Below are 21482 nucleotides of genomic sequence, written 5' to 3'. Positions count from 1 at the left end.
CAAAATTATCCTATGTGAATAATTAATTTAGGCATGCATATAAAAAAGCATGCCTATCAATCCATTAGTTTAATTCCTAATTTTTCGTAAAAAATATAACCTATTTCATTGCTCTGCTTTAATCCATTCTTTTTTTGAAAATTAAATACAGCCTGTTTCATATCCTCACCATAAATTCCATTAACATAACCTTTAAAATATCCCTTTTCCTTTAAAAGTCTCTGAATTTCATATACATCAGCTCCTCTATCTCCAGGTCTTAATACTCTAAACCCTTCTCCAAAGGGGCCATATGGTCCTCCATAAATTCTTACTGTTGTTCCTATTGGAACTATTTTATATAACTCCCTAACATCCTTATTGTACATCCTTATACATCCTTCAGACTCATCGTGTCCTATTGACCAGGGTTCTTTTGTTCCGTGTATACCATATTTCCCCCAAGGAACATTAAAACCCATCCATCTTCCACCAAAACCTTCTCCCCAAGTATCCTTGCTTATTATTTTCCAAACTCCAATAGGCGATGGAGTATTTGGACGACCTGAAGCTATTGGATAAGTTTTCACAAGTTCATTATCTTTATATAAATAAAGTCTATTTATAGTTATATCAACAAAAATATAATACTTAGAACTTGAATTTTTGTTTTTCTTAAAAACACTATCACTTCTTACAAAAATAAGCGTCCCACCAACTGCAACTATAATGCACATAAGTACAATTATAAAAAGTGCAATATACCTCCTTTTCATCGTCTCCCCCCACATAATCACTTAATTATAAAATATGAAGAAAAGCAAAAAATAATGAATATTTTATATGTTTTTAACTAAAAATATACTTGTAATTAAAGGGATAATTATTACGATAAAACCTTGTTAAAGGAGGCAAAATTTTATGATGAACAAAAATATTTCTTGTACCGTACGTGACTGCAAACATCACGCAGGATCTCAAAACTATTGCACACTAAATTCAATTCAAGTTGTTAATCATCATAATCCTGCAAAGGATAAAGAAGCAACCGACTGCGGAAGCTTTGAATGCAAATAAAATGGGACCTTTTGGTCCCATTTTTACTTCTTAAGTGCCGCTATCATTATACCTGATACTATAGTACCTATAACTATAGATAATGCGTATAACAATAATCCACCTACTGCATTTGGTATTGGTAAAACAAATATTCCTCCATGTGGTACAGCAAGTGTACACTTAAATGCCATTGAAAGAGCTCCTGTCACTGCTGAGCCGACCATAATTGAAGGTATAACTCTAAGTGGATCAGCTGCAGCAAATGGTATTGCACCCTCTGTTATGAATGAAATTCCAAGGAAAAATGCTGCTTTACCTGCCTCTATTTCATCCTTTGTAAATTTATTTTTTGCTATTCTTGTCGCCAAAAATACTCCAAGTGGTGGTACCATACCAGCTGCCATTACTGCTGCCATAACAGTTGAAGGTTGTCCTGCTGCTAATGTACCAACTGCAAAAGTGTATGCAGCTTTGTTTACTGGACCACCCATATCAAAGGCCATCATAAGTCCTAACACTATTCCAAGAGTTATTGCACTTCCTCCACTTAAGCTATTCAACCAGCCCTCCATTGCCTTATTTATAGAAGCAACTGGAGTACCTACTACATATATCATACCAAGTCCAACAATTAATGTTGATAATAATGGTAGTACTAAAACAGGCATTAAACCTTCCATAGTTTTGGGTAATTTAATTGTTTTCTTTAAAAATTCTACAACATAACCTGCCGCAAAACCTGCAATAATACCACCTAAGAAACCTGCACCTAATTTACTTGAAAGAACACCACCTATCATACCTGGTACAAGACCTGGTCTATCAGCTATTGAATATGCTATATATCCTGCTAATATAGGTACAATAAGTGAGAATGCTCCACCACCACCTATGTCCATAAGTGCTGCTGCAAGTGTTCCTTTTTGTTCAAAGGCCTTTATACCAAAGGCAAAGGATAGAGCAATTAATATACCACCTGCAACTACAAAAGGAATCATAAATGAAACACCAGTCATTAGATGCTTATATGCTCCTGTAATTTTTTTCTTTTCTTCCTGCTTTGCTTCAAACACCTTGTCAACATAAGTATTTTTCTTTTCAAGCTTCATTGCCGATTGAATTAATCCCTTTGCATCCTTTATAGCATCTTTTACTGAAACTTCAATCATTGGAAGCCCATTAAATTTTGATTTATCAATTTTTGTATCAGCTGCAATTATAACAGCATGTGCCTCTTTTACATCTTCTGCAGTTATTTCATTTTCAACTCCTACCGAACCTCTTGTTTCTATTTTAATTTCAACCTCAAGTTCCTTAGCTGCTATCTTAAGTGCTTCAGCAGCCATATAAGTATGAGCAATTCCTGTTGGACAGGATGTTACTGCTAAAAGTTTCATAATATCTTCCCCCTCATCATTCTTTAAATGCATTTATAACATCTTCATAACTTTTTGAACTAATTAGTTTATTCCTAACATCTTCATACATAAGTTTTCTTGAAAGCATACTTAAAATTGTTAAATGTTCATTATTTGCATTATTAGGTACTGCAATTAAAAAGAATATGTGTGCTAATTTTCCATCCATCGAATCATAATCAATACCTTCTTTTGATATACCAAAAACTAAAGCTGGTTCTACAACATATTCTGATTTTCCGTGAGGTATTGCAACTCCCATTCCAATTCCTGTAGTAAATTCCTCTTCTCTCTTTATCACCACCTCTTTAAATTTCTCTTTATCTGTTATTTTTCCGTCTTTATATAAAATGTCTATTAGTTCTTCAATTACCTCCATCTTTGATTTTGATTTTAGATTAAATTGTACTCTTTGTGGTGCTAAGATTTTTTGTAGTTCCATTTTTGTTACCTCCTCTGTATTTCTACTAATTCTATATATTTTAGTATTTCTTTTCTGTTGGGTGCTTGGCTACCTTCCATAGTTACCTTTGCAGTAGATGACGCAATTGCTAACCTAAATGTATCCTCTAATGGCATATTTTCGTGTACACCTATTGCAAAAGCTGCAACCATTGAATCACCTGCACCAACAGTACTTTTTACATCTACCTTTAATGGTTTCGAATATAGACTTTGTTCCTTTGAAAAAAGCAATGCTCCATTTTCTCCCATAGATACTGCAACTACAATCCCCTTATTTACAAATTCTTCAACTGATTGCTTTATATCTTCTATGTCCTCACTACAATTTACAATTGTTTTTAGTTCATTGATATTGGGTTTAATTAAATATGGATTGGCTTCAATTCCATATCTTAGTGCTTGTCCTTCTGCATCAAGTATTACCTTTACATCTTTTTGTTTTAATTGTTCTATAATAACTTTATATACATTACTTTCAATTCCCTTAGGCAAGCTTCCTGAAAGAACAACAACATCCTCTCTGTTGACTCTATTTTTAAGCTTTCTTATCAACTTCTCTAAATCAAGACTATCCACACTAAAACCACACTGGTTTATATCTGTAAATATTCCCTCTTCCCTCTCAACAATTTTAATATTTGTCCTTGTTTCTCCATCAACCTCTATAAAATCGTGGCAAACCCCATATTTATTCAATTTCCTATATATATAATCGCTATTTTCCTTACCGATAAACCCTAATGCACATACATTATATCCTAAGTTTTTTATAACCTTTGCAACGTTTATTCCCTTTCCCCCTATATCATCCCTCGAACTTATACTCCTATTTACGTTTCCTAATAAAAGTTTATCTAATACGATTGTTTTATCTATTGCTGGATTTAAAGTTACAGTATAAATCAATTTATCACCTTCTTATGTTAGTATGAATTTTATACCTAAATATTCATATTTTTCATAATCCTTAGGAAGCTTATCTGTAACGATATAATCTATCTTTGACACAGGACATATTAATGAAAAATTAACCTCATCAAATTTAGAACTATCTATTAATAAAAATACCTCTTTCGCCCCTTCTATCATTACTCTTTTAGTATTAGCCTCAACTATATTAGGAGTTGTTACACCAGATTTTATAGATATTCCATTGGCACCTAAGAAGAGCTTATCAACCTTAAGCTTTTTTAGTGTTTCCTCAGCAACAGGCCCAACCATCGCCTTAGTTTTTGTTCTAAGTAATCCACCTGTTACTATTACCTCAACATCTTCCCTATCAGATAGTTCATCTGCAAGATTAACTGAATTGGTAACAACTGTTACACCCTTAGCATTTAAATACTTTGAAATAAACTGAGTTGTAGTTCCTGAATCAATGGTAACTGTATCTCCATCCTCTATTAAAGAAGCTGCCTTTTTAGCTATTTGTTCCTTTTCCTTTAGAAATTTATCTTGTTTTTCTTTAAAGGAAGGTTCAAAATTTGTACTTGTCTTAGACACAGCCCCTCCGTGGGTTCTTACAATACAACCTGCCTGCTCAAGTTCAATTAAATCTCTCCTAATTGTTGCCTCTGAGACATTAAATAACCTTGAAAGTTCTGAAACTCTAACACTGTTACCTGAATTTATCATTTCAAGTATTTTGGCTTTTCGTTCCTCTGCAAACATAACATCACCTAATTCTCTAAACTTTCAAATAAATTTTTTATAGAATTATATGCCTCTTCTTCATCAGAACCCTCTATAACTATCTTAATAGTATCCCCTTTTTCTACTACAAGGCTTAAAACACTTATTAAACTCTTAGCATTTACATTTATATTATCCTTTTCTATTCTTATATCAGATTTAAATTTATTTGCCTCTGATATAATCATTGTAGTTGGTCTTGCATGGAGTGCCATTTCAGTTTTAAAAGTATATTTAAGAACCTTCATTCCTTCACCTCTTGTTTGTTTATGTTTATTTCATTATCATTTTATGATTGTTTTTGTTTGTTTATGTTTGATTTCATTATAAATTATCTGAATTTTTAAGTCAATATATTTTTATAATTTTTCTAAATAATTAGATTGATTAATATTTTGTATTTTCATATAATATTTATGTAATGAAAAAACCTATAGGGAGGTAATAAAATGGCTGACGTTTTAAGAGGATTAGAACCACAATTAGTATTTGAATATTTCGAAGAAATATCCAAAATTCCAAGAGGTTCAGGAAACGAAAAAGCAATAAGTGACTATCTTGTAGATTTTGCTAAAAAGCATAACCTTGAGGTTATTCAAGATAAAGCACTAAATGTAATAATCAAAAAGCCTGGAACAAAAGGATATGAAAATGCTCCAACTGTAATTATACAAGGACATATGGATATGGTTTGTGAAAAAAACAAAGATACAAGGCACGACTTTGAAAAGGATGCTATACAACTTAGATTAGATGGAGATTACATATACGCAAATGGAACAACACTTGGAGCAGACAATGGTATAGCAATAGCTTACGCACTTGCAATTCTTGCATCCAATGATATTCCTCACCCACCAATTGAAGTTCTTTTAACAGTTGAAGAAGAAACAGGTATGGGTGGTGCAATGGCACTTGATGGAAGTAATTTAAAGGGAAAAATGCTAATAAATATAGACTCTGAAGAAGAAGGCAAGCTTCTTGTTAGCTGTGCAGGTGGTGTTAGAACAACTCATAAGATTAAGGCAAACCTTGTAGACGCTGACAAAAATAAGGCTGCCTATACTATTAGTATAAGAGGACTTAAGGGTGGTCACTCTGGTATGGAAATAGACAAAGGTAGAGGAAATGCTAACAAAATAATGGGAAGAATTTTAGATGACCTTGCAAGAGAATTAAACTTTGATTTAGTTGAAATAAACGGCGGTTCTAAAATGAATGCAATACCAAGAGAATGCGATGCTACTATTTTAATAAACGAAAATGATCTTCAAAAGCTTCAAGATAAAATAAACGAATGGGATAAGATTTTAAAGAATGAACTTAGAAGTTCAGATGCAAATGTAAATGTATTTGTTTCAAAGATTGATAAAGAAATAAATAAATGCTTTGATAGTGATACAAAAAATAAAGTTATTGCATCACTTGTTCTTATACCGAATGGAATACAAACAATGAGTATGGCAATTGATGGGCTTGTTGAAAGTTCAACTAACCTTGGTGTAGTAGAAACAAAGGAAAATGAAATTCTTTTCCAATCTGCAGTTAGAAGTTCAGTTAGAAGCTTAAAATATAATATACTCAACCAAGCCAAGAAGGTTGCAGAAGTTATAGGTGCTGAACTTGTTGCAGATTCTGACTACCCAGAATGGCAATATGACCCAGATTCAAAACTAAGACAGCTATTTATGGATGTATACAAGAGGATGTTTGGAAAGGACGCAGAAATAGTTGCAATCCACGCTGGTGTTGAATGTGGTCTGTTTAAAGAAAAATTGGGTGAAGATGTTGATATGATTTCCTTTGGGCCAAATCTATACGATGTTCATACACCAGATGAACACATTAGCATATCATCTGTAAAGAGAATGTGGGATTATTTACTTGCAGTTTTAAAGGAAATTAAGTAATAAATTTGGCACATTGAAGTGATTTTAAATAATCACTTCAATGTGCCTTTTAACATATAATTTTAGTAATCTATCTTTAATATTCTTCGAGAATTCAATACTGCAAGTAATGCAACCCCAACATCGGCAAAAACTGCCTCCCACATATTAGATAAACCTAAAGCTGCTAATATTAACACCAATATTTTAACAGAAAGTGCCAATATAATATTTTGCCAAACAATTTTCCTTGTATATTTTGAGATATTAATTGCTTCATAAACCTTTTCTATTTCATCATTTGTAATTACTATATCTGCTGCTTCTATTGCGGCATCCTGGCCTAATGCCCCCATTGCAATTCCTACATCAGATATTTTAAGAACTGGTGCATCATTTATTCCATCGCCAACAAAGGCAACATTACCTAAAGTCTCTTTTTTTATCTGGTTAAATCTTTGTACTTTATCCTGTGGAAGAAGCCCGTAATAATATTGTTTTATACCCAATTGTCCTGCTACATTCTCTGCCGAGTTTTTATTATCACCTGTTAACATTACTGTATCTATATTTAATTTGTTTAGTGCTTCTATGACTTGTTTACTTGAGCCTTTTATTGTATCTGAAATAATTATATAGCCTGCTAAAATTCCTTCAACTGCTACAAATACCACTGTTCCACTTAATTCTTCTAAAACTTTTACACCATTTAACTTCATAAGATTTAAATTTCCAACTATTACTTTTTTACCTTCTACTACTGCAATTAAACCTTGTCCAGCTATCTCCTTTAATTCATTTACTTTAGTTTTATCTATATACTCTCCATATTCCTTTACTATCGATACTGCAATTGGATGGTTAGAAAAGCTCTCTACATATGCTGCATACTTTAGCACATCTTCTTTATTAAAGCCGTTCATAGGCATAATATCAGACACCTTAAACTTTCCTAACGTTAACGTTCCTGTCTTATCAAAAACAACTGTCTTTAGATCACAAAGTGCTTCAATATAGTTACTTCCTTTAATCAAAATCCCCCTTTTTGAAGCAAGCCCAATACCACTAAAGAAACTAAGTGGGATTGATATAACAAGAGCACAGGGGCAGGATACAACTAAGAATATTAAAGCTCTATATATCCATTCTTTATAGGTACCATAGCCTAAAAAAGGTGGAAGCACCGAAAGTAAAAAGGACAAACCTACTACTACAGGAGTATAGTATCTTGCAAACTTTGTAATAAAGTTTTCTGTTTTTGCTTTATTTGCTGCTGCGTTTTCAACTAAATCTAATATTCTTTTTACTGTTGAATCTTTGTATGGCTTTGTAACTTTAACTTTTATTATTCCATCTAAATTTATACTTCCTGACAAAACTTCTTTACCCTCATTCACAAAATATGGCATAGTTTCTCCTGTTAATGCTGATGTATCTAATGAACTTACCCCTTCCACAACTACTCCATCAACAGGTATTCTCTCTCCTGCCTTTACAAGAATAACGTCATCTATCTTTAATTCCTCAGGCTTAACTTTTATAGGGTTATTGTCTTTTAATAGATTTGCAAATTCAGCCTTGAGCTTTAATAGGTTTTTAATTGATTTCCTTGATTTATCAACAGCCATATCCTGCAAAGTTTCACCTATCTTGTAAAAAAGCATAACTGAAATTGCCTCGGGATACTCTCCTATTAAAAAGGCTCCAAATGTTGCAACTGTCATTAAAAAGTTTTCATCGAAAATTTGTCCTTTTATAATATTTTTAAGGGCCTTTAAAACAATGTCACCTCCTATTAAAATATAGGATATAAAAGCAAAAACTAATTTTATGCTTTGATTTTTTGAAAAAATCATAATTAGGAACAATACAATTCCAATTAAGTATTGAATAAATTTTGATTTTAATTCCTCTTTCTCCTCTAATTTCTCTTCTAAATTATTTATGCTTACCATATTGACGTGTGATTCAATACTTTTTATTATATTTTCAGCTTCCTTTGATACAGACTCAACATTCTTTGTTTCAATTATTAGCTTTTTGTTTACAAAATCAATAGAAGCGAACTCTACACCTTCTATTTCTTTAATCCTTTTTTCCATTTTTGCTGCACAATTTGCACATCCTAAACCTTCTAAATAATATTCATATTTCAAATCCCTCATCTCCCTTCATTTATATGTTCAAGTCCCTCTTTTACAATGTCTTTTATATGTTCATCATCAAGGGAATAATAAACCACTTTTCCTTCCTTTCTATATTTAACAAGTCTTGCTTGTTTTAACACCCTAAGCTGGTGTGAAACTGCCGATTGAGTCATATTAAGAAGAGCTGCTATATCACATACACACATCTCATGTTCAAAAAGTGCATACATTATTTTAATTCTTGTGCTATCACCAAAAACCTTAAAAAACTCTGCTAAATCAAAAAGCAATTCTTCCTCAGGCATTTTATTTTTTACTTCATTAACCACTTCTTCGTGTATCACGCTACAGGAACATATATCTATCTTTTTATCCATAAAATCACCTCACTTAAATATATGAATAATTGTTCATATATTATTATATACTTATCTACAATAAAATGCAAACAAAAATTAGCAAAAGGTAGTTTACTTTTCGGCCTGTTAACAAACCTAATTGTTAGCTAAAATTTGAAAAAGCCCCATGAAAGGATTTCGATAGGTTCTTTCATGAGCTTTAGCAATTCTTGCTTTTCGACTTTGAAAAAGTCCGTAATTCGGCACAGGACGTGCCGAGCCGAGCGGCCATCAGGACGATGGCATCGCGAGGGTAGGACTTTTTCAAACAAAGAAAAGCTTAGAATTGCTTAGCAAAATGAACGAATACCCAAGAAATCTTTCATGGGGCTAATCAATATATTTCAACAGACTGAAAAACTTGTTTTACCTTTTGCTAATTTTTAAATACACATATTAGAATCCTATAAAGTGTGCTATTAGAACGAAAATTGTTCCTAATAAGAATAGGAATCCTTGCATCTTAATTTGCCATTTTGCCCATTTACCCCAATCTATTCTTGCAACACCTAAAACCCCCATTAAACAAGCTGATGTTGGAACTATAACATTAGTTAATCCATCACCAAGTTGGAAAGCAAGTACAGCAGTCTGTCTTGAAACTCCAACCAAGTCTGAAAGTGGAGCCATTATTGGCATTGTTAGTGCTGCTTGACCTGAACCTGATACAACAAAGAAGTTGAATATTGATTGGAATAGATACATAAACCAAGCTGCAAAAGCTCCTCCTAATTGACCTACTGTTTTGCCCATTCCATTTAATATAGTGTTTAATACTGTTGGAGTTGAAGGGTCAGAACCACCAAGTATTATTAATATTCCCTTTGCCATACCAACAACAAGTGCTGCTCCAACTAAGTCTGCTGCTCCTCTTTGGAAGGATGTTGCAATGTCATCTACCTTCATATCATTTAGTTTAAATATAACACCTATTATACCTGCAACAAGTCCCATAACAAAGAATTGTGATGCAATCTCAGGAATGTAATAAGCCTTCTTTGTAACGCCCCATACAACCCAAATTATTCCTAATAGTATTGTTAAAAGAACTAATTTATGTCCTAAATTGAATTCGTGCTTTCCATCTTCTTTAATCGCTTCTTTTTTGAAGTATTCATTTGCTTCCTTAGAAACTGAATATTCTGGATTCCTCTTAACTTTGCTTGCATAAACCATTGTATAAACTAAACCTGCAAAGGTAAATACAATCCACATTATTATTCTAAAGGTCGCACCTGAAAATACAGGAACTCCAGAAACTCCCTGTGCAACAGCAAGGCTAAATGGATTCATCCAAGATGTTGCAAATCCAATTTGACTTGCTACATATGTTATAAGCACACCAACAACCGCATCATATCCTAAAGCTATTACAAGAGGTACAACTATCATTGCGAATGGAATAGTCTCTTCACCCATTCCAAATATTGCACCACCAAGTGAGAATAAAACAAAGAGAACTGGTATTATTAGAAATTCTTTTCCTTTTGTTACTTTTATCATTGACATTATTCCTGAATCAACTGCACCTGTTCTTAAAATAATTCCAAACGCACCGCCTATAACAAGTATAAATGCTACTATACCAACTGCTGAACCCCATTTATTTCCTGTTACAAGACCTTCAAATACATAGTTTAACATACCATAACCGCCAGTATCCTCTGTTCCCCATAGTTTTGCAGGTTTTCTAACTACATTACCTGATTCATCAACTTCATATTGGAAACTGTCTGCTTTAACAACTGTCTTCTTCTTCTCCTTTTCTCCCTGTTTGTACTTAACCTCTTGAGTTTCAAACTTTCCAACTGGAACCAAAAATGTAAGAAGCCAAGCAAGCAAAACTACCATAAAGATGATTACATAAGTATGTGGAACCTTTACCGTCTTATTCTTTACAGTCGAAGTTTCAACCTGTAGGTTTTGTGACATATAAATCCCCCCTTAATATTCTTGTTTTAAATATATGCAAATTAAATGCCAAATTATATTTATTCCTATATGTAGTTTAATTTTTATATTGGATATAGAATAAATTATAATAATATCCATATATAACCATTAAACCTGTTCCCATAATAAAAAGCCCTCTGACTTAACAAGAGGACTTTTTAGATTAAACGCATATAATTTTTCTAATATAATCTAATTGTTTTTTTACATTTTCAAACAATTCTAATTTATAGGCCTCATCAATTGAAAACCATCCAATATCCTTGTGTCCTTCATTATTTATAAGCCTATCACTTTTTGCTCGTGCTAAATACACAAAATCTTCGTGATAATGGTCTCCTATATCCTCAAGCTGAACTAAAAAAGGAGTTGGTAGAGGTGTTGCTCTTTCATCACCAAGATTATTTTTTACATCAATAAACTCAATTTTAACGCCAGCCTCCTCATAGGCTTCTCTTTCTGCTGCAACGTGAGTTAACTCCCCTTCTTCAACGTGTCCACCTGGCGGAAGATACGTATTTAGTTTTTTGTGATAAAGTAATAGAATTTCATTTTTTGTATTTAATATATATACAGCAACTGCTCTATGAAATTTCATAATTCCTCCTACTTTGCTACTTTTATTTTATTGTGCATTTGCTTCATATATGCAACTATTAGTTTATCTACTATTTGACTTTGCTTTATAATGTCATTATTTTGCAATTTATTATAATCAGTACATTCTACCATTCGATTTAATTTTTCTACTTCCTTCATTAGTATATATTTGTCCACATAAATCACCCCATCTCAATTGTATTTTAACACAATTAAGATGGGGATTATTGCTACAATGTGTTGTCGTTTTTTGTTATTTTATAAGTGCATCAGCTAAAACATCCATAGGGTCAATCACAGGTACTTCAACGTGCTCTTGTTTTAAAACTAATCCTATTTCTGTACATCCAAGTATTATAAGCTCTGCTCCTTGAGAAATTAAATGCTCTGCTGCACTCTTTAATAAATTTAATGGTATCTCGTTTTTAACACCTCTTTTTATTCCCTTTTCGCCATATATTGCCTCCATCACCTTTTCCTCTTGAATAGTTGGAGATGGATATATAACATTAGCAAAATCGAGATGTTTTTTGAATATACCAGTTTTAACTGTTCCCGTCGTTGCCAAAACACCTATATTTTTAACATTGGGATAATGCTTAAATATACATTCTCTTACTACATCAAAGGCATTTATTATAGGGTAAGACACACTGTTTTGAATTTCTTCTATGAAATAGTGCGATGTCATACAAGGAATACACGCAACATCTACACCAGCCTTTTCAAGATTCTTTGCAGTATTTATAAGTGCATTTATTGGACTTTCGCCACCATATAAAATTGCCTTTGTTCTATCTGGAATTTTAGGGTTGTTGTCTATTATTATTCTAAAATGATCTTGATCCTTTTCAACCTTTGTTTTTTGAATTATTTTCATAAATAGATCTGCAGTTGCTTCTGGTCCCATTCCTCCGATTATACCTATGACCTTATCGTTCATCTATCTTCCCTTCTTTCTTTAGACTACGTATATTTACACACCTGCTACTCTGTTTTGTAATGGTTTAAATAACTTAACTGCATCTATATTAGGATTTAGTTCTCTTATGATTTCAAGTGCAACCTTTGCTCCATAGTCCATTCCTTGACAACCAGCAAGAAGAATTACATCATCTTTTCCTACTTCCTTTATCGCGTGCTTTATTGAATCATACAATTCATCGTATAAAATAACATCTATACCAGCTTTATTCATAACTTCCTTAAAGACCTGTATTTCTTCCTCTTTAACCCAATCCTTTTCAGTCGTATGGGATCTACTTAAAGTCGCAATTATTTCCTTTAGACCCAATTTATGTGCCCATTTTACAATTGTTTCTGCATTTTCTCTATTGACTATAGGCCCTCTATTTCCTCTTATTGCATAAACCAGCTTTAAATTGTTATACTTCATCTTTTGTAGTGTTTCTAATGTCACATCTATATTTCCAGGGTTTGCAAAATGGTCGTCTATAATCTTAAAATCCTCTTCATATATTATTTCAAAACGTCTCTCAACACCGCCAAACTTTAATAGTGCATCCTTTATAACATCAATTGGAACACCACATATTAATCCAACAGTAATTGCAACCATAGCATTATAAACCGAGTGGTATCCTGGCGTTTTAAGCTCTACATCAAAGGAGGTTGGTGTATAAAGAATATCTTCACCTCTAAACTCTTTTCTAATCTCAACTGTAAACTTTGCTCGTCCTGTTGAAAGGTCAATATTTTTGCAATAAAGATGTCCATTTGGGTTTTCAATACCATAAGTTATAACCTTGGCCTTTGTTTTATCAACAAGAGAAGCAACGTATGGACAATCTAAATTCAAAATAGCAAATTGATTTTCCTTTGCATTAGTAATAAGACTTGATTTTACTCTAAAGTATTCCTCAAAGGAACCGTGAAGGTCTATGTGTTCTCTACTTACGTTATTGAAGACAACAATGTCAAAATCCACATCATTTACACGTTTCAAATCAAGTGCTGAAGAGGACACCTCCATAGTTACGTGGGTAATCCCTTCCCTATACATCTTATCAAAATATCTATGTAAGTCTAATGATTCTGGAGTTGTCAAGTTTGCAGGTATAATTGTATTTCCATATTTAACAGCAACTGTACCTATTAGGCCTGTTTTAAAACCATTATTTTCCAATACAGCGTTTGTCATAAAAGTTGTGCTTGTCTTACCATTAGTTGCTGTTACACCAATCACCTTCATTTTTTTAGAAGGACTACCATAGAATCTATCACTTAATCTTGATAATGCTTCTCTACTGTTTTTTACTTTAATTTGAGGTATTGTCCAACCATCTTGAAACTCTTCAACAACAAGTGCAACTGCACCATTTGTAACTGCATCTAATATAAATTTATGTCCATCTGTTTTATATCCTTTAATGCATACAAACAAATCACCATTTAAAACGTTTTTGGAATTATAAGCTATTCCCTCTATATCTATATTTTTGCCATTTCTTATTTCTACTTCGTCAAGACATTTTATTAAATCATATAATTTAATCATCTTACTCTCCTCTCAAATAATAATTTTTATCCCCTTTTAAATATCTTATCAAATACCCTTGATATTTTTGAATTTAAAAATACGAAGAATGGCTTTGGGTCTTTAATATCCCAAATTGCATAGGCCTTTGGTCTAAAGAAGGAAGCAATAACTTGAGATAAAGTTAGCTGTTTAGTGCGAATATATTCTTTTATTGCTAAAATGTCTTCATAGGCATACCAAAAGGCTCTATTTGTATCCCAAGTCACAGCATCATTTGGCAATGGATTTCCTGTTAAATCCCTATAGGCAATATATGGCATATTAATTCCAACCTTATATAAAAGATTATTTAAATTTGTTGTTCTAACATTTACTTCAATCAAATAGAAATTTCCTGTTTCCTCATCCTTTTTAAACTCAATTTCTGCAAATCCCTTAAACTTTACTCCTTCTAAAAATTTAGCTCCTATGTCGTAAAGTTCTGGTACATATTTTTGTTTTGTATACACAGAAGCACCATAATTTATAGGATATTGACGCATCTTTTGACAAGTAACCCAATGAGTTACCTTTGAATCTTTGTTTAAATAGGCATCAAAGGTGTGCATACAGTCATCAAAACCTTTTATTATCCTCTGAATTATAACTTCCGTATTAGCCTCCTTTGCTTTTTGAACACAAGACAATAATTCTTCTCTATTATAAACTTTAAAAAGCTTTCTTCTAAATATTGAAACAAAGGTATGAGAATCAACAGGTTTTACTAAACAAGGATACTTAATTTGTTCTTCTACTTTTTCAATAAAATTCTCTTCATCAACACTTACAGTCTCAGGAACTCTAACTCCGTGCTCTATTGCTAAATCCCTTAAAGTTCCCTTATTCATAAGCTTTGTATATAAACCTTGCTCAATATCGTGTATTAAATAGTACTGTTTTAATACATCTAAATGTTCATCAACAAACTCTACATAAGGGTCTGCACAAGGAAATAAAACTGGAGGATGCTCTTGCTTTTTTGCGTAGTCTATTAAAAATTGTAAAAACTCCTGTGGCTTTTCCTTATAGTGCGGACCTATTAAAATCTCTGAACAATATTTTGAGTAAAATCCATATGTACCCTTTTTAGAATAATCAACTGCTGCTACTTTAACTCCTTCACTTCCAAGGCATCTAATAACACTAAGTCCAATATAATAATTTGCTCCAAGTACAACTGCTTTATTCTTATGTTCCATATCTCACAACCTACTTTCTAATGTTATTTTTTCTAAAGTAAAACTTATCGCCCTAATTTTACTGTATACCAATTTTTATCCTTGTTTTTTTCATATCCACTTAATTTAGATATTTGAACATTTGGATATGATTTTCTAATATATTCTACTTCCTCAGAAGATAACCTCAACTCTCTCACTACTTTCCCATCCCTGAAAGAATTCGTAAAAAACTCTTCGAATTTTTTAATTTTATCTACTTCCATTTTTTCTCCCCCTGATATTTAAAATATAACCCTTTTTAAAAGTATTATAACATATTATTACTCTTCATTATAGATTATTACAATAAATATTTATACAATAATCAAATCTAAATGTAAATAGTGTTTATTTAATATGAAAGAAAAAGAGCCCTCTACCTTCATTTGTAGATGACTCTTTTTCTTTCATATTTTTGTATATACTATTTTTTGAATATTTCCATTGGCTTACCTATTGGAAAAAATTCACGTCCAAAGTGGTGATTTAAATTTATTTAAAAATCAAAGTTTTTACTTTAGGTTGATATAGGTGTCAATATTTTAGAAAAATAATTCCCCTGGCCTGTATCCATATGGTAATTCTTCTTCACTTAAAAATTTAAAATTATCATCTTGCAAAATAGGTAAAAATACATCATATGGAATTCTTGAAAACTCACAAGAATAGTTACTTGCTCCAAACCATTTTCCCTCTTTGCTGCCTAAATTTAAACCTCTTGCAAACTTTGTATAGTTTGAACAATCGTGAACCACTAAATCCCAGTTTTCTTCTTCAGCAATTTTCATTAGTTTAAGAGTAAGCTCCCTACTCCAAATTGGTGAAATATAACCACCTCTTGATATATACATATTTTCTCCATAATAATTGTATATGTTATTTTCATTTAAATGAAGTTCTGCACAGTTTATAAAATCAAGTTTTGTATCTAATATAGCCTGTTTTTTCTTTAGAAATGATTCAAAAAACTCAGGTGTCATTGGTGTTTCAATACCTACTCTTTCAATATACTGTTTCGCTATACCTATATTTTCTATAACCTTGTCTGAACAGTTAGTAGCACCTAAATTAAAGCGTATCTCATTAAGTCCAGCTTCACCTAATGCCTTTAATGTCTCCTCTGTTGCCAAAGTACCATTTGTGTACATATGTTGATGGATTTTAGCTTCACTAAATTTTTTTATTACAGAATAATATTTTTCAATTTCCATAAATGGTTCTAAATATACATATGCAACACCAGTAGGTTTATTTTGTATTGATAAAAGTAGATCTATATCCCTTTCATAAAACTTTGTTCCTCCAATTTCCCATAAACCTTCTCCAACTGGAGGCATATCTTCTAACTGTCCATAGTTATAGCAAAACTTACAATCTAAATTACACTTGTTTGTTTTTATAATAGCACCCAAACCATTGCCCAGTAAACAAGAACGACAACCTTTAGGAAATTTATCTTTATTTCCAACAAAATAAGTTCTGTTTTCTAATGTTCTTAAATTTTTAATTTGAGACATTAGCATACTATTTCTATGTTCAACTACTGTTTCAATTTGTGCAAAAGTCGCATAAACAATCTCTTCTTGCTTTGGACTTAACTCCTCATCCTCTGGTAGTTGTGCAAAAAATTCAAACCACATCAACGCATCCTTCTTTGAAATCTTCATCTCTTGTCCTCCTCTATTTTAAAAATCTTCATCTAATATTACATCTTTATAGTAGCAAGTATAATTATAATCATTATTTTTTTCAATTTTATCAATCAGACTAAATTTAATATTTATTTCTTGACCTGTTATAACTGGCATTTTTAAATTTTGATTAAAATGTTTTATGGGCTTTTCGTAATTTTTTATAAAATAGTCATGATCCTTAATACGTTGAAGAGTTCTCTTATTGGCCGAAGATATAGATTTCCATACATTTTCTTCAATAATTTCTAAAAGATTTTTATCAATCTCATAACCAATGCTATTCCTTTGACAAGCCATCGCTGCTATAGTAGTTGTACCTGTACCTAAAAAAGGATCTAAGATAGTATCTCCTTTAATAGAATACATATTTATTAATCTATATGCTAATTCATATGGATAAGCAGCACTTCTTGAACGTGAATTTCCCTTTAAATTTTGATTAACTCCTTTAAAATCCCACAAATCAGAAAACCATGTATTACGCTCCTCCCAAAAATAAGCACTTTCCTGCCTAATCTTCTTTTCAAGCTGCGTTTTAAATTCTCTTTTTTTATCTTTTCTAAAAATTAATATATATTCATGTTCTAATGTAACATATGCACCTGCTGGTAACATACCAGACCCCATAAATTTGTTTGGTGCATTTGTTTGCTTTCTCCATATTATAGACGGTAAAGATTTAAAACCTAATTTATTCATTGCGGCTATTATTCTGGAATGATTCATATAAATTTCAAAATTATTATTTATTGTTCTAGTTGCATCTCCTATATTTATACAAACAATTCCTCCACTTTTTACAACTCTACTTAATTCCACCCAAACTTTATCAAGATTTTGATGCATAAATTCAAATGCACTTCTGCCATCACCTTTTTCAAAGGACTGTTTGACATTTTGGTCTTCAAAAAATAGCTCATCCCACATTTCAATCATTGGATATGGTGGCGATGTTACAACTAAATCTATTGAATTAGAAGGGATTTCTGACATATCTGATGAATTTTTAAAATATAATTTATGGAATGTACTCATTAAGTTCATCCTTTCTTGTGCTTAACTAAGCTAATTTAATCTTCTAAAGTAATATCCACAACATCATTATAATAACTAATAATTTACCCCATTGCAACATACAGTATTTTGTTTGAGTTATTTACTTTAATTTTATATGTTTAACTAAATATAAATAAAAAAACATGTCTTAAGTGACATGTTTTTTTATTTGGTCTATTACTTCTGGATTTGTAAAAACAATTTTAGATTGATCTGATATTTGTTTGTATTTTAATATAAATATAAAAGTTAATTTGACAGCTATTCCTCCACTTCAACATACAAACCTGTTTTAGTTTTTGAATAATAAATCATTTTTACATTAATTGTTTCTGACAAATGTCCCATTGTTTTATATGAATCAGGTTTAATAGAATAGGGAGTTTCTCCTACAAAACCATCAATACCTTGTGATTCTTCATAAGGTGTAGCTAATCTAAAATCTTGGCCTGTCTTTTCAGCAAATGCTGCTAAAATTGCTTGTTGAACATATAAACCATTATATGTTTTATTAATAACAAGATCTCGAACCCATTTTTCCACTAAATTTTTATCTATCAATTCTATAGCTTTTTTAAAGTTCTCTATCTGTTCATAAATTTTTATTGTTGCTTCTTCAATTGCATTGGGATATTTATCTAAATACCAACTTTCCCAATTTTCAATAGAAATATCGTTTGTCTGATTTTGAAATTCTTGAAACAATTCAGATAGTTGTCCAACAACTTTTGGTCTAGTTCCCTGTGCATTTTGATTTGCTAAGTTAATTAATTGTGTTGTATACTTTGGAAATTCTAGTTTAGTTATTCCATTATATTTTTGAATATTTTCATTTGTAATTTGAAATTTCATTTCTACCCCCAAAATTTAACAAAATAATATATCCTTTATATTTGCTTTATAATACAATTATATCATCAAAAACTAAGAGTTCAACCAATCAAATTGCCTATTACCTATTATTTTTATTTATTTCTTAAGCGTGCCATCATTCTTGTTAATCCGCCACCATTTTCAAGATTTGTAAAACCATAAGCTCTAAGAATTTGAACAGCATAAGCACTTCTTGCTCCTGACGCACAATATAAAATTATTTTTCTATCCTTATTTCCTAATTCATCTATTCTATATTCTAATTCATCTAAAGGTATATTTATAGCCCCTGGAAATGCTCCATACTCAAATTCTTCTTCTGTACGAACATCAACAATTAAAGGTTCATTAGACTGTTCCTTCTTTATTTCTTCTGTTGCAACATTCTTCTTATCTTCAGTATTCTTTTCTCCTATTTTTTTGACTTCTGGTGAAGGTAAATTAATTTGGAAATTTATTGGATTAATTGCCCTTATATAACGTGAAAGACTTTCAAATCCACCACTTATATTATACACATTTGTAAATCCTGCCCCAATAAAAGTACGTACTGCTTGATGTCCTTTCTTTCCTGTTTGATCATAAATTAATATTAATTGATCTTTTGGAATTCTGTTTAGAACAGTTGCTATCATTTCAAGTGGTACATTTACTGCACCCTCTACATGTGATTTTTCAAATGCAAATACATCTCTAACATCAATCCACAACGCATCTTTTCCATTTAAAAAATCATCAATTTCAGAAACAGTTAATGAAGGTGAATAACCTGAAATTCTATTCTCAGCTACGAAGGCTGCCATATTAATAGCATCATTTGCAGTTCCTAATGGTGGTGAGTATGCAAAATCTATATCAGCAAGGTCATAAACAGTAAGTTTTGATGCCACAGCAGTTGCTAAAACATCTAACCTTCTATCTGCTCCTGCATAACCAGCTGTTTGGCCTCCTAATATTAATCCAGTATCTTTATCATAAACAATAAGCACTGTAACTAATTCTGATCCAGGATAATAAGAAGTATGGTGTTCCTTATGAACTACAATTGCATCTGCATTAAATCCTACAGACCTTGCAGCTTTTAATGAAAGCCCTGTAATTCCTGCAACTGCATCAAAAACCCTTACTATTGATGTACCAATAGGGCCTTTATACTCATGTTTTTTACCAAGAGCATTCTCAGCTGCAATTCTTCCTTGACGATTAGCAGGGCCCGCCAGAGGAATACGAACCTTCTTACCAAGAACTCTGTGTTCAAATTCAATCATATCGCCTGCTGCATAAATATTGTCATCACTTGTCTTTAATGTTGAATCAACTAATAGTCCTCCTGCATCGCCTATAGCAAGACCAGCTTCTTGTGCAAGTTGTAATGTAGGTCTAACACCAATTGATAATAATACCATATCTGCATCCACTTTTATGCCATCTTTAAGTGTTACGCTGTTTTTACCTATCTCAGATACAGCTTTACCTGTTAGTATATTTACCCCATATGACAACATTTCTTGCTGAATAAAACCTGCTATTTCTGCTTCCATTATACTCATCACGTGAGGCATCATTTCCACTACTGAAACCTTTATCCCTCTTTTTACTAATGCTTCTGTCATTTCAAGTCCTATAAACCCACCACCTACAACAACAGCTGTTTTGGGTTTTTTATTTTCTATAAATGAATGTATTTTATCCATATCTTCAAGTGTCCAAAGTTGAAAAACATGATCTTGTTCTGCACCTGGAATTGGTGGAGCAATAGGCTTACCACCCTGAGCTAAAATTAATTTTGTATAATCAAAAGCCATCTTTTCACCTGTAACAGTATTAACAGCATATACAATTTTATTTTGTCTATCTAATTCTATTGCTTTTGTATTAACATAAACATCTACTTGATATTGTTCATAAAAACTTTCTGGGCTCTGTAGTATAAGTTTTGATCTATTCTTAATATCTCCCCCTATATAATATGGAAGCCCACAATTTGCAAATGATATATCTGGTCCAGCTTCAAGAATTGTAATTTTAGCATCAGCCGAAAGTCTTCTTGCTTTTGCTGCTGCTGTAGCACCCGCTGCTACACCACCTATTATAACTATTTTTTCCATAATAATCACCTCAACATATTTTATTTACTAATTTCGGATAGATTTATTTTTTGATAGGATTATTAAACCTGAATTATTCATGGAATTTATTTAAAAGAGTTCTATAGCCCATATTAACTTAATTTTTTACTAAACTGCATTTCACTTAAAAAGTGAAATAAAAACATGAAAAAGAGGGCCCAAATTTGTTATAATATAGTTGCTAAACAAATACCAAACAAAGGGAGGGTTCTCAATGTTTAGTTTATATGATATTTGTTTAGAAAGCAATAGTAAAATACGATTAAATTTTGATGGTGGTGACTTATCTTCTGATACAGGATTGTTATTGCTTAAAGAATTTACTCATAAAATTGGCTTCGAAAATGTAATAAAAAGTTTATTTAAAACAA

General features: G+C 31.7%; 22 protein-coding genes. 3 read left to right on the top strand and 19 right to left on the bottom strand.

The window, feature by feature from the left end; translation table 11 throughout:
• Positions 1–56 precede the first annotated feature (56 nt).
• On the bottom strand, positions 57–755 hold the full coding sequence (locus BUB63_RS07120; RefSeq protein ID WP_027307592.1) for a L,D-transpeptidase family protein: 699 nt from the start codon (positions 753–755) through the stop codon (positions 57–59).
• A gap of 145 nt (positions 756–900) precedes the next feature.
• Between BUB63_RS07120 and BUB63_RS07115 the strand changes: the two genes are divergently transcribed.
• Positions 901–1056, top strand: coding sequence for a DUF1540 domain-containing protein (locus BUB63_RS07115; RefSeq protein WP_143290253.1), 156 nt, complete (start codon positions 901–903; stop codon positions 1054–1056).
• A 23-nt stretch (positions 1057–1079) separates the two neighbouring features.
• On the opposite strand, the gene BUB63_RS07110 is transcribed toward BUB63_RS07115, so the two are convergent.
• From BUB63_RS07110 to BUB63_RS07090, 5 genes are read right to left on the bottom strand one after another with little or no spacing between them, the layout of a single operon-like run.
• Positions 1080–2435: a PTS fructose transporter subunit IIC gene (locus BUB63_RS07110; RefSeq protein WP_200790194.1), complete on the bottom strand. Its 1356-nt coding sequence runs from the start codon at positions 2433–2435 to the stop codon at positions 1080–1082.
• Between the two features lie 16 nt (positions 2436–2451).
• Positions 2452–2898, bottom strand: coding sequence for a PTS sugar transporter subunit IIA (locus tag BUB63_RS07105; RefSeq protein ID WP_073248743.1), 447 nt, complete (start codon positions 2896–2898; stop codon positions 2452–2454).
• A gap of 5 nt (positions 2899–2903) precedes the next feature.
• Complete coding sequence (gene pfkB / locus BUB63_RS07100) at positions 2904–3827, bottom strand: 1-phosphofructokinase (protein WP_073248741.1); 924 nt, start codon at positions 3825–3827, stop codon at positions 2904–2906.
• Between the two features lie 12 nt (positions 3828–3839).
• Positions 3840–4592, bottom strand: coding sequence for a DeoR/GlpR family DNA-binding transcription regulator (locus BUB63_RS07095; protein ID WP_073248739.1), 753 nt, complete (start codon positions 4590–4592; stop codon positions 3840–3842).
• Positions 4593–4600: 8 nt separating this feature from the next.
• Positions 4601–4861 carry an HPr family phosphocarrier protein gene (locus BUB63_RS07090; RefSeq protein ID WP_073248737.1) on the bottom strand — a complete coding sequence of 87 codons (261 nt, stop codon included), beginning with the start codon at positions 4859–4861 and terminating at the stop codon, positions 4601–4603.
• A 201-nt stretch (positions 4862–5062) separates the two neighbouring features.
• On the opposite strand from BUB63_RS07090, the gene BUB63_RS07085 reads away from it, so the two are divergent.
• Positions 5063–6523: an aminoacyl-histidine dipeptidase gene (locus BUB63_RS07085; RefSeq protein ID WP_073248735.1), complete on the top strand. Its 1461-nt coding sequence runs from the start codon at positions 5063–5065 to the stop codon at positions 6521–6523.
• 62 nt (positions 6524–6585) lie between these two features.
• On the opposite strand, the gene BUB63_RS07080 is transcribed toward BUB63_RS07085, so the two are convergent.
• The 13 genes from BUB63_RS07080 to BUB63_RS07020 form a co-directional block, all read right to left on the bottom strand.
• Positions 6586–8667, bottom strand: a complete 2082-nt coding sequence (locus BUB63_RS07080) for a heavy metal translocating P-type ATPase (RefSeq protein ID WP_073248733.1) — start codon at positions 8665–8667, stop codon at positions 6586–6588.
• Complete coding sequence (locus tag BUB63_RS07075) at positions 8664–9026, bottom strand: ArsR/SmtB family transcription factor (RefSeq protein ID WP_027307600.1); 363 nt, start codon at positions 9024–9026, stop codon at positions 8664–8666. The genes BUB63_RS07080 and BUB63_RS07075 overlap by 4 nt, the downstream gene beginning before the upstream one ends.
• A 417-nt stretch (positions 9027–9443) precedes the next feature.
• Entirely contained in the window at positions 9444–10979 is a 1536-nt protein-coding gene (yfcC, locus tag BUB63_RS07070; protein WP_073248731.1) for a putative basic amino acid antiporter YfcC, read from the bottom strand.
• Between the two features lie 184 nt (positions 10980–11163).
• Positions 11164–11598, bottom strand: a complete 435-nt coding sequence (locus BUB63_RS07065) for an NUDIX domain-containing protein (RefSeq protein WP_051350540.1) — start codon at positions 11596–11598, stop codon at positions 11164–11166.
• Positions 11599–11606: 8 nt separating this feature from the next.
• The gene (locus BUB63_RS13220) at positions 11607–11777 is read right to left on the bottom strand and encodes an aspartyl-phosphate phosphatase Spo0E family protein (RefSeq protein WP_084106599.1); all 171 of its coding nucleotides are present in this window, start codon (positions 11775–11777) and stop codon (positions 11607–11609) included.
• 76 nt (positions 11778–11853) lie between these two features.
• Complete coding sequence (gene cuyB, locus BUB63_RS07055; protein WP_073248730.1) at positions 11854–12543, bottom strand: cysteate racemase; 690 nt, start codon at positions 12541–12543, stop codon at positions 11854–11856.
• A 33-nt stretch (positions 12544–12576) separates the two neighbouring features.
• Positions 12577–14118, bottom strand: a complete 1542-nt coding sequence (locus tag BUB63_RS07050) for a Mur ligase family protein (protein WP_073248729.1) — start codon at positions 14116–14118, stop codon at positions 12577–12579.
• A gap of 26 nt (positions 14119–14144) precedes the next feature.
• Entirely contained in the window at positions 14145–15338 is a 1194-nt protein-coding gene (locus BUB63_RS07045) for a carboxylate--amine ligase (RefSeq protein ID WP_073248728.1), read from the bottom strand.
• 44 nt (positions 15339–15382) lie between these two features.
• Entirely contained in the window at positions 15383–15583 is a 201-nt protein-coding gene (locus BUB63_RS07040) for a hypothetical protein (RefSeq protein ID WP_073248727.1), read from the bottom strand.
• 318 nt (positions 15584–15901) lie between these two features.
• Positions 15902–17026, bottom strand: coding sequence for a radical SAM protein (locus tag BUB63_RS07035; RefSeq protein WP_073248725.1), 1125 nt, complete (start codon positions 17024–17026; stop codon positions 15902–15904).
• An 18-nt stretch (positions 17027–17044) separates the two neighbouring features.
• A complete protein-coding gene (locus BUB63_RS07030; RefSeq protein WP_143290252.1) occupies positions 17045–18088 on the bottom strand; it encodes a DNA-methyltransferase in 1044 nt (347 codons plus the stop codon).
• A 282-nt stretch (positions 18089–18370) separates the two neighbouring features.
• The gene (locus BUB63_RS07025; RefSeq protein ID WP_027307606.1) at positions 18371–18961 is read right to left on the bottom strand and encodes an MjaI family restriction endonuclease; all 591 of its coding nucleotides are present in this window, start codon (positions 18959–18961) and stop codon (positions 18371–18373) included.
• A gap of 113 nt (positions 18962–19074) precedes the next feature.
• Positions 19075–21090, bottom strand: coding sequence for an FAD-dependent oxidoreductase (locus tag BUB63_RS07020; RefSeq protein WP_073248721.1), 2016 nt, complete (start codon positions 21088–21090; stop codon positions 19075–19077).
• Between the two features lie 235 nt (positions 21091–21325).
• Between BUB63_RS07020 and BUB63_RS13360 the strand changes: the two genes are divergently transcribed.
• A partial coding sequence (locus BUB63_RS13360; protein WP_200790191.1) for a transposase occupies positions 21326–21482 on the top strand: 157 nt, incomplete at its 3' end.

The organism is Caloramator proteoclasticus DSM 10124 (assembly GCF_900129265.1).
Taxonomy (GTDB): Bacteria; Bacillota; Clostridia; order Clostridiales; family Caloramatoraceae; genus Thermobrachium; species Thermobrachium proteoclasticum.
The sequence above is the reverse complement of the archived record's forward strand: the minus strand, read 5'-3'. Positions and strand labels throughout refer to the sequence as shown.